The organism is Parafrankia sp. FMc2, from assembly GCF_041008525.1.
Lineage (GTDB): Bacteria > Actinomycetota > Actinomycetes > Frankiales > Frankiaceae > Parafrankia.
The window spans coordinates 1-9,671 of record NZ_JBFLUG010000206.1 but is presented as its reverse complement, the minus strand read 5'-3'; the positions used below and the strand labels follow the sequence as shown (position 1 = coordinate 9,671).

Here is a 9,671-nt window from a genome sequence, read left to right as displayed (position 1 = left end):
GCTCGAGATCCTCTGGCACTGCCTCACCAAAGGCGTGCTCTACGACGAGGCCACGCACGTCGCCAACCGCAACCGAGCCCTCGGACGCGCCGCCTGAAACCGTGGTTGACAGAGGGTGTCTCACTGGGCGACCCGCACGGTGACGCCCTCGGCGATGCCCGCACCGCTGATCTCGACCTTGCCGTTGGCGAACATCCCGGTCGTCACCGGTACGAACGTCGACTGCCCGTCCTGGACCGTCTGGACCGCGTACCCGCCGTCCGGCTTCGCCACGAGCGCGGTCACCGGCACAGTCAGTGCATTCGCCCGCTGCCCCGTGACGATCGTCAACGTCACCGGCGACGAATCGAAGCCACCGGCGAGCGCAGAGGGATCGTCGAACGACACGATCACGGTGACGAAGGTCTTGTTCTGCTCCTCAATGGTCTGCGCGACCGTGCCGACGCTGCTGACCGTGCCGTCGAGATGTTGACCGGTCGGAAGCGCGATGGTCGCAGGGTCGTCTGCGTGGACGAGATGTTGCAGCGACACGTCCAGCGGGATCGATGCCACCTGCGTGGTGCCGCTGTAGGTGATGACCTGCTGGTTGGGTTGCGAACCCAGATGGCTGCCGACCGGGATGGCCTGGAGGGCGACCCGGATGTCGCCGTCGTGGACGAAGATCTGGTCGGGGGGGACGGTGCCTGTGACGGGTAGCCCGCTCTTGGCCTGCCACGCCTGCACGGCCGAGGCGGTGGCGGTGGCGAAGGTGTCATCAACGGCGAAACCGGTGTAGCCCAGCTCCTGGAGGCTGGCCTCCAGCTCTTTCACCTCGGGACCCACTGTGCCTGTGGCGAGTGTCCGGTACGGCGTCGCGGTGCCGCGCAGGAGGATGACCGGCGTGGCGTCGACCGCGTACACGGGTTGGCCGATCTTCACAGTTGTGCCCGGCGCTGCGATCCAGGTGACAACTCCGGACTGCTGCTGGGCGACGAGCCCGACCGGCTCGCCGTAGGAGATCAGACCGCCGACCTGCTGGGTCTGGGTGAGGGTACCGCGTTGGACCGTCGCGGTCGCCGCGGGAACCGGCCCGGTCGGCGACGGCGGTGGGCTGCCGCCGAATCCCAGGGCGGCGGCGACGATCAGCGCGACGGCTCCCGCCCCCGCGAGGACGAGCAGGTGCCGGCGTGGTCGGCGCTGTAGCGGGCTCGTCCACGAGGCAGCCATCGCCCGCGCCCAGGCCCTGCTCGGCACATACGGGCTGCCGGCCTTGTACTCGGCTGCCGTCTGCGGGGCGGCCACGGAAGTCTCACCGGTTCTGGTTTCGTCGGTCCCGGTCCCGGCCATGGTCACGCGCCCGCCTTGTCGAGGATGCCCTGGCACTGCTGGGCCGCCTGTTGGAACGCCGGATCGCCACGGTCAACGTCCGCGCCGGCGAACAGGCCGCCGACCGAGCCGGGCTGGGGGTCGGGGAAGCCCGGCAGACCGTTGTCGCGCATGCACTGCGCGAAGGCCACATAGACATCGAGATCCGCGTCGCTCGGTTCTCCCCTGCTGCCCGCGGGAAGCAGATCCTGGCAGACGGTCAGCGCCTGCTTCACGGCCGGATCGTCCGGATCAACGCCCTCCCCGAACTGCGGAATTCCCGTGGACGGGTCCGGGTCGGCCATGTCGATGCCATGGTCGCGCATGCACTGTGCGTACGTCTGTACCGTCGGCGTCCCAGTGGCACCGCCGCCGGACGCCGTCCCGCCCGGCGCCGTGCCACCGCCGGAGCCGCAACCGGCCAACGCCATGACCACCAGGCTCAGGCCGGCGGCCGCCGTCGCCAGCGGCCGCGTGGTTCTGATCATCCGTGTCCTCCGTCGTGGTCGAGCGATACCGAGTACGGCGCCCAGTGGACGGCATCGCGGATAACCAGGCCGTAACGTCGGCGGCGCTGGTTATCCGACGGTTATGCCGACGGCGCCACGCTGGACGGGCACCGCACCGGGGCGCAGGCGAGGCGAAGGGCGGAAAGCGGATGGTTCGGGTGATGGTCGTGGAGGACGAACCAGAGCTCGCCGGTGCGCTCCGCGAGGCGTTGACACGCGAGTCGTTCGCGGTCGACGTCGCCTACGACGGCGGCGAGGCGCTGAAAAAATACGCCGCTCACGACTACGACGTCGTCGTCCTGGACCGGGACCTGCCCGTCGTGCACGGCGATGACGTCTGCCGCGCGATCGTCGCGGCCCAACGATCGACCCGGGTGCTGATGCTCACCGCCGCCTCGGCGATCCGCGCCCGGGTCGAAGGGCTTGCGATCGGCGCCGACGACTACCTCGTGAAGCCCTTCGCCCTGGCCGAGCTGTCCGCCCGCGTGCACGCTCTCGCCCGCCGCACCGCGCCGGCCGCCGCTCCAATCCTCGAACGCGCCGGCCTACGCGTAGACCAGGCCAGCCGGACCGTCACCCGAGACGGCCACTCCGTCACCCTGACGAACAAGGAATACGCGGTCCTGGTCGAACTGCTCCGCGCCGCCGGCGGCGTCCTGTCCTCCGAGCAGCTGCTGGAGAAGGTCTGGGACGAGAACATCGACCCCTTCACCAACACCGTCCGCATGACGGTGATGAAACTGCGCCGCAAGCTCGGCACACCGCAACTGATCGAAACGCTGCCGGCGGCCGGATACCGCATCCGATGAGCCGCCTGAGCCTGCGCGCCCGTCTCACCGTCCTCTACGGCGCACTGTCCATCCTCGCCGCAGCGGTCATCCTCACGCTGCTCTACCTGGTCGTCCAAGCCCGCCTCGACGCCGAGCTCACCGGAGACGCCGAGTCCCGCATCGCCGCTCTGCAACAGCGGGCCGGCCAGGCAGGCGAAACGACGATCACCACACCCAACGGGAGCCGGATCAGCCTCGACGACCTCACCGAACAGATCAGAGGCAACGAGGAAAAGATCAGGAACGCCGCCCTCGACACACTCCTCGTTCGAGGCAGCGGCATCGTCCTCGCCATCGGCCTCGCCACCTCTGGCACCGGCTGGATCATCGCCGGCCGCGGCCTGCGACCACTCCATGCCATCACCGCCACCGCCGAGCAGATCGCACGGTCCACCGGCCCGCACCGCGACCTCAGCCGGCGGATCGCGCTGACCAGACACAGCGACGACATCAGACGGCTGGCCGATGCCTTCGACGCCATGCTCGAAACCCTCGACCACGCCTTCGATGGCCAACGCCGCTTCGTCGCGAGCGCCTCCCACGAACTACGCACCCCACTCGCGCTGGAACGAGCCGTGATCGAGCTCGAAGCGACCAAACCAGCCGCTCACCCCGACACCGTCCACTTCGCCAACCGCCTGCTGGCCATCAACACCAGGAACACCGACCTCGTCGACCGGCTCCTCACCCTCGCCGACGGAGGTAACGAACTCACCGAACCGCTCCCCGTCGATCTCGCCGACGTCGCAGCCGACGTTCTCGCCCAGACCAGAACGGACACCCCGACCAGCACCCGAATCACCGCCGACCTGGCTACCGCTCCGGTGCTCGGCGATCCCATCCTGCTCCACCAACTCGTCCGCAACCTGGTCGAGAACGCGGCCAACCACAACGTGCCGGGAGGCTGGATCAGAATCGGCACCGGCACCGGCCCGACGTACCTGGCCATCACGAACAGCGGTCCGCTACTGCTCCCCCAGGACGTGAACGGACTCTTCGAACCCTTCCGGCGCGGCCGACCCGACCGAACACGTGACACAGGCCGCCGCGGGTTCGGCCTCGGCCTCACGATCGTCAAGGCCATCTCCGACAGCCATCACGCGCAGATCACCGCTCTCCCCAGGCAGGACGGCGGACTGGACCTGCGCATCACATTCCCGGCAGCGCCCTCACCCCGGTGACGGCCCAGCCGGGACAACTCCGTGACCCTCCAATACCCCGAACGCCTACGCCGCTGGTCACCTCGCCCATGCGAACCATGCCCGCGCATCCGACCGCGACGACGCCACCTTCACCACCGGCCTCAACACCGTCCTTGACGGCACAGCACGACGCTTCGCCCATCCAGGACAGTAACTACTACGCTGAGTAGCAAGACGCCGAAGCGCAGGATGGGACTTGAATCACCCGCAAGCCTCTGACCTGCACAAACGCGATGCGGCCACCCGGCAGGCGACCTGCCGCACCAGCAAAAAGATCAATAAATCGAACGTTCTTGCAGGTCAGCACCTATGTGACCCTGCGTGGTGGGCAAAACCGTCCACAATGCGAACCGCTACCCGAACATCGCCAGACCGGCCATAACCCTCAACGGCTAGACCCAGATGATGCGATCGAGGGGCGGCCAGGTGGTGGGGAGCCGTTCGTGGGCGACCTCGACGTCGCCGGACCGCCCGGGGTGGCGTCCACGGTGAGCAGCTGCGGGCTAGGAACAACCGCCCGGCTCGCATCAAAGGCAGCCGGCCCCCGGAAACGGCGACCGGCCCGGCTGCCACACAGCAGCCCACTCCCGCAACGGTCCGAGGACCATCTGGGGGGCGTCTGTTCGTTGTGTCCCCGGGTGGGGAAGGAGCATGCCAGGAGCATGATCGACAGGGTGAGGGGTTGGTTGCGGTGCGCGACAGGGGTTGGTCGGCCAGTGTGGATCTACCCTTTGATGCGCGTGCTGCGGGCGCTGCCCGGGAGGTGTTGCGGGGGTTGCTTCTCGCTTGGGGGCATGACCGGCAGACCGACGATGCCGTGGTGGTCGTCTCGGAGCTGGTGACCAACGCTGTGCAGCACGCCGGTGAACGGGGGCAGCTGCGGCTGGCGCTTCGGGTCACCGGTGAGGTGCTGCGTCTGGAACTCGCTGACGGGTCGTCGGTGCGGCCGATGGCGCGAGAGATCGTCGATTCCGACGAGCGGGGCCGTGGGATCCACATCGTCGACCAGCTCACCGCCCGGTGGGGCGTCGAGACACACGGCGACGGCAAACGCGTCTGGGTCGAACTCGACTGACCCACGGGGCCGGGTACAGGACGGGGTCGAGCGATGATCTGTGCTTGCCGCGGGTGGGTGGCGGGCTGGCTCACCGTGCACGTTTCACCGCCGCTACCGGCAAGACGGGGCCCGCATCCCGGCCGGCCTGCCGGTCAGGGTGTCTCGGTGGGCGGCGGTGGGGTGGTGGCCGGTTGGGGTGTCTGCTGGTTGAGTCGCTGGGCTTCGGCGAGCTGGTCTTCGAGGATGACGATGCGGCAGGCGGCGTCGATCGCGGTGCCCTGGTCGACGAGTTCGCGGACGCGGGAGGCGATCCGCAGCTGGTAGCGGGAGTAACGGCGGTGGCCACCCTCCGAGCGCAGCGGCGTGATCATCCGGGCTTCGCCGAGGGATCGCAGGAAGGCCGGTGTGGTGCCGATCATCTCGGCCGTGCGGGGCCCATGGTGTAGGCGGGGTAGTCGTCGTCGTCGAGACTGTGAGCGGGTTCGCGGGTGCTTTCAGGGGTCATCGCGCCTCTCATGACACATCGAGGGGCCCTGGCGCCATATGGCACCAGGGCCCCGAGGGTTCAACACCATCTACCGGCCAGAAAGCACCGGATTCTGGAACCCGCATGCCCACCCGAGAGGGCGGGGTGCGGGGATCGCGTATGCGTGACCGGGGACCACCTTCCAATCCGGGGCCTGCGCGGTATCCGAGCGAGCTAGACCATCGCTCGGGCGATCCTGACGGCGTCTACTTCCCCTCTCCTCATCGGTCACCTGCCGGGTACTGCCGAACTTCTCTCGGTGATGCTCGGCGGCCTGCCCTGGCCGCCACCTTGCTCGCGCCAGTTCGTATCTGCCGCGACCATGGACTCTCTTGGCTACGACAGGAACTCTACCCACGACAGCACCTGAATGTCTACTGCAACGGGGACAGATTTTCCGGGGCCGAGGAGACAGCTACTCTCCGGCGCCTGGCGGGGCCCGACGGCGGCGCATAGGGATGTGCGGCCGATCAAGGCTGCGGGCACGTCCTGCTCCACGACGCAGGCTGGTCGTGTCGAAGGGTCGGTCAGCGCGGGCATCGACCAACATCTGTTCCCGGCGAACGCCGTAAACCTTCGGGTCCACGAGCAGGGTCAGAGAGAAGCCGCCGCCCAGTACCGGCAGGTCCAGCACGGTCAGGAACCCAGCCCAGCCAACGCAGGGCGCCACACGCACCGTGCCGCGCAGAACCCCGCCCCGACCCGCCGCACCCCGGGGGCGGGGCTTTGGACACCCCGGCGCGTCGGACCCGGTCGCTCGTCCGGCGCGCCACCTCTAACCGTCCTGGCCCCACGCGCGTTCCGAACGAAGCTCCGGAGGACCACCGAAGAACCGCATCCGGTCAGAAACGCAGACAGAGGCCCACTCGTCCTCTCGCGTCTCCCTAGAAAACAGCGCGGAGAACCAGCCCTGCAGGAGCAGCGCATCCTTCGGGTCAGCGCCGACCGGTGAGGATGATCTCATCTCCGTGGGCATAGGCCTCGCCCTCCCGTGGATGTCACGTGTGCACCTTGTGTGCCTTCCACGTCATCAGCTGGGCGACGCACGGGCAAGACCCCTATTCGTGTCGAACCTTGCGGGGCGCGCTCCACCCCGGACTCCGGCCCTGCCTCCGAAGGAGGGATGGGGAGCCCCGTCGCAGGTCGCCACCAGTCGGGCGAGCGGGCTCTCTGGCGCCTCCGCAGACGTGCACCTCAGGGCACCCCGCAAACCCGGACATGCCAGAGGGCCCTGGTGCCATATGGCACCAGGGCCCCGAAGATGCAACACCATCTACTGGTTAAGTACGCCGAGTTCCCTGAGTCCGCGTGGCCGGCCCCGAAAGAGCAGGCTTGCGGAGATCGCGATGCGTGACGGGGGACCACCTTCCAATCCGGGGCCTGCGTCAACCGAGTGAGTCAGACCATCACTCGGGCGATTCTGATGGCGTCTGCTCCTCTCCCAATCGGCTGGTCGGGTACTGCTGAAACTCTGTGGTGGTGCTCGACGGCCTACCCTGGCCGCCGCCCTGCTCGCGCCAGTTCCTGTCTGCCGCGACCATGAACCGTCTTCGCTACGACAGAAACTCTACCCAGGACAGCACCCGCATGTCTACTGTGACGGGAGCAGATTTTTGGGATCGAGGAGACACGATCGTGTCAGGCATCGCCGGCGACAGCCCGGGAAGGCAGGGGCCGCGTCAGCTCCGCCTGCACGTGCGCCACCGGGTCAGACGATGAGGGCGAGCACAATGCGTAGATCGCTCGGGACTGGCTCCTCGACGGTGAGGATCTGCTGGCCGACGCGGATCTGGATGGTGCGGTGGTGCGGGACGGTATGGACGAACCGGCAGATGGATCAGCCGGAGCGGCCCTCGGTCAGGTGGGTGGACGGCCGACCTACGCGCACGCAGAGGACACGCGGCCGCCATCGCCGTCTGGGTACGTGAAGGACCCGGCCACCACCTTCGCCAGGTTCGTCGACCTCGACCTCCGCTATCTGGCCCCGGTCTCGCGAACGGGGCTTCCCGCACCCGCGCGGGCCCGCACAACCATGCCCTCCAGATCGGTAGCTACTACTCTGTGTAGCAATATGGTCGAGGAGCACGATGGGACTTGAACCACCACAAACCTCCGAGAGGGCGTTTGACTTGCCGTGATTGCGGCTTATGCCCTAGTAAGTGCCTCGAGCGACGACCTCGCACGCCTCGAGGCCCAGATCGCATCCACCCGCGGCAAGATCCGCGAGTACCAGCTCGCGTTCGAAGACGGCACCATGCCCGGCGACGCCTGCGGGGAACGGATCCGTGAGCTCAACGAGCAGCTCACACAGGCATGCGACGAACACAACACCTTGAAGATCCAGATCGAGACGCCCCCCGAGCCTCCCGCCCTGACTGAGATCGGAGACATCCAGGAGCTCATCCGCTCCGTCCTCCTGCCGACTGCCCCACCAACACGCACGAGCGGCCCGATCCACGCCCCGCACTGCGCAAAGCTACGCCGCACGCACTCGTCGAGGAGATCCGCGTAGACGGCCGGAACAAGATCGAACCGCGGTTCCGCATCCCAGCCCGGGACACGGTTCGTATACCGGACGGTTCTGTGGAGACGAGGGGACTTGAACCCCTAACCCCTGCCTTGCAAAGGCAGTGCTCTGCCAGTTGAGCTACGCCCCCGACGGACGTGATCACCGGGGCTGCACCGCCCCCGTGTGACCAACCTTCCCAAGCCTACGGCATCACGTGCCATGCGGGTGCCAGAGCTGAGGTTCGCCGCCTGCCCGGGGCCTCGCGACCGGCGCGGTTGGCGGAGGAAGCCAGCCGTGGCGCCGTTATCCACAGGAATCTCCCAGCGGACCGTCGGTTCCCGTGTCCGCTCCGCGTCTCGGCAGCCTCGACTCGCGGCCACTGGCGGTGTCGACATCGATCCACTGTTGATTCACGAGTGATTCAGACACCGGCCCCCGTGGGTTCTGGTGGTGTTCCGCATCTGGAGGGATCCAGGGTTTCGCGGATGTGTCCACGTTGTGGACAACCTCGGTGTGGATCTACAACGATGCCCACTGGTGGGGTATGTCGATGCAGGTGACGCCCGGCCGGAGCGGATGCGTGACAAACACATGGCTATGCACCATGCTGGCCACAACGAGCGTTGTTGGCTGATATGTCTGGCGTGGTCTGATCGACGGCGAAAGCCGGCACCGGGCCTGCCGGGCCCGCTCGCCCGCCAGGGCCGTCTTGTGCTCGGGTAGTGCCGACTGGCGCACGGGGCCGAGTTCCGCCGGTCGCGAAAGATCACGGCACGGCGGCGATGGCCGTGGAATGCCCGGTCGTCGCGCCTGGCCGCCAGGGTGGCGACGAACACCGCGGGTGGTAACCGAGGACGGATTCCGTCCGCCGAACCCCGGGCGACCGCACGATGACCACGACCCGCCTTCGGCCGGAGTTCAGCTCCGTCTCCGGCCCCGCCGCGCGTGCGTCGCCCGCTTCGGGCCGCTGGCTCCGGGCCTGCCGAGCAGGTGGTCTGCGGGATACCGAACAGCACAGACCCGGTCAGCGGTGCCCATAGGTGGTCATCGCTGCTTCCGCATGCGCGCCGGGTGTCGGACAACCGCCGCAGCGCGGCGAGAGCAGCTGTCGACTGCCCCATCCGCGCCGCGACCTGCCTGGCAGGGCGACCAGCGGCCACAGGCCGGGCTGGTCATCTGTGGCGGCGCCTTCGTGCGAGCGATGCACTCGAGGGCTGCCCACCGCGGCCATCGCGGGCCTTGGCCATCGGTGTGTGCTCGGCCCATGCAGCGCCGGCGCCGCATGGGCCGGCGGTCGCTGCACGGTCCGATCTTGGAGACCGATGACTTTTGTTGCTAAGCAAACGTTCTACACTCGGCCCCACGCGCGAAGGAGCCTGGATATGGCCCGCAGAATCCGCGGGCGACGCACTGTCCGAATCTCCCCATAGAAAGCATTGCCGACTTCGGTCAGCAACTCCCTCGAATGTCGGGCAGACCGCCCACCGAGCCCCCAGGGGGAGTGCGTCAGATTTTGTTACTGAGCAAACGTGGCTCTTCGTAGTTGACCGGGGATCGTGATTGCCGGACTACTGGCCGTGACGTGTGGCCGTGACGGTGCGTAGCGGCGATCTGGTCCAGGAAGGGGGCGCACCCGCCACCTGGGATGATCGTTCTTGTCTAAGGAAAAGATCAACCGGGTGAGAACGGGTGCG

The 9,671-nt window shown here is 67.8% G+C and carries 6 protein-coding genes, 1 tRNA gene and 1 pseudogene; 4 read left to right on the top strand and 4 right to left on the bottom strand.

The annotated features are described in order from the left end of the window. Positions 1-120: 120 nt before the first annotated feature. The gene (locus AB1460_RS33945) at positions 121-1,281 is read right to left on the bottom strand and encodes a peptidoglycan-binding protein (RefSeq protein ID WP_368966396.1); all 1,161 of its coding nucleotides are present in this window, start codon (positions 1,279-1,281) and stop codon (positions 121-123) included. A gap of 47 nt (positions 1,282-1,328) precedes the next feature. Continuing rightward, positions 1,329-1,832, bottom strand: a complete 504-nt coding sequence (locus AB1460_RS33940; RefSeq protein ID WP_368966394.1) for a hypothetical protein — start codon at positions 1,830-1,832, stop codon at positions 1,329-1,331. Positions 1,833-2,002: 170 nt separating this feature from the next. Here AB1460_RS33940 and AB1460_RS33935 point away from each other — a divergent pair, with 170 nt between their 5' ends. From AB1460_RS33935 to AB1460_RS33925, 3 genes are all read left to right on the top strand, one after another. Further along, complete coding sequence (locus AB1460_RS33935) at positions 2,003-2,662, top strand: response regulator transcription factor (protein WP_368966392.1); 660 nt, start codon at positions 2,003-2,005, stop codon at positions 2,660-2,662. After that, on the top strand, positions 2,659-3,864 hold the full coding sequence (locus AB1460_RS33930) for a sensor histidine kinase (RefSeq protein ID WP_368966390.1): 1,206 nt from the start codon (positions 2,659-2,661) through the stop codon (positions 3,862-3,864). The genes AB1460_RS33935 and AB1460_RS33930 overlap by 4 nt, the downstream gene beginning before the upstream one ends. A 712-nt stretch (positions 3,865-4,576) precedes the next feature. After that, the gene (locus AB1460_RS33925; protein ID WP_368966388.1) at positions 4,577-4,960 is read left to right on the top strand and encodes an ATP-binding protein; all 384 of its coding nucleotides are present in this window, start codon (positions 4,577-4,579) and stop codon (positions 4,958-4,960) included. A gap of 134 nt (positions 4,961-5,094) precedes the next feature. Here AB1460_RS33925 and AB1460_RS33920 read toward each other — a convergent pair. Next, positions 5,095-5,447 (bottom strand): annotated as a pseudogene (locus AB1460_RS33920) (MerR family transcriptional regulator). Between the two features lie 2,155 nt (positions 5,448-7,602). Here AB1460_RS33920 and AB1460_RS33915 point away from each other — a divergent pair. Then, positions 7,603-7,980: a hypothetical protein gene (locus tag AB1460_RS33915; RefSeq protein ID WP_368966387.1), complete on the top strand. Its 378-nt coding sequence runs from the start codon at positions 7,603-7,605 to the stop codon at positions 7,978-7,980. A 72-nt stretch (positions 7,981-8,052) separates the two neighbouring features. On the opposite strand, the gene AB1460_RS33910 is transcribed toward AB1460_RS33915, so the two are convergent. Beyond that, positions 8,053-8,125: transfer RNA gene (locus AB1460_RS33910), tRNA-Ala, on the bottom strand. Between the last annotated feature and the right edge of the window lie 1,546 nt (positions 8,126-9,671).

What these genes read in the sequence shown, in the direction of transcription:
- AB1460_RS33935 (WP_368966392.1), top strand. Translation starts at nt 2,003, where the DNA reads ATGGTTCGGGTGATGGTCGTGGAGGACGAACCAGAGCTCGCCGGTGCG.
- AB1460_RS33940 (WP_368966394.1), bottom strand. Translation starts at nt 1,832, where the DNA reads ATGATCAGAACCACGCGGCCGCTGGCGACGGCGGCCGCCGGCCTGAGC.
- AB1460_RS33930 (WP_368966390.1), top strand. Translation starts at nt 2,659, where the DNA reads ATGAGCCGCCTGAGCCTGCGCGCCCGTCTCACCGTCCTCTACGGCGCA.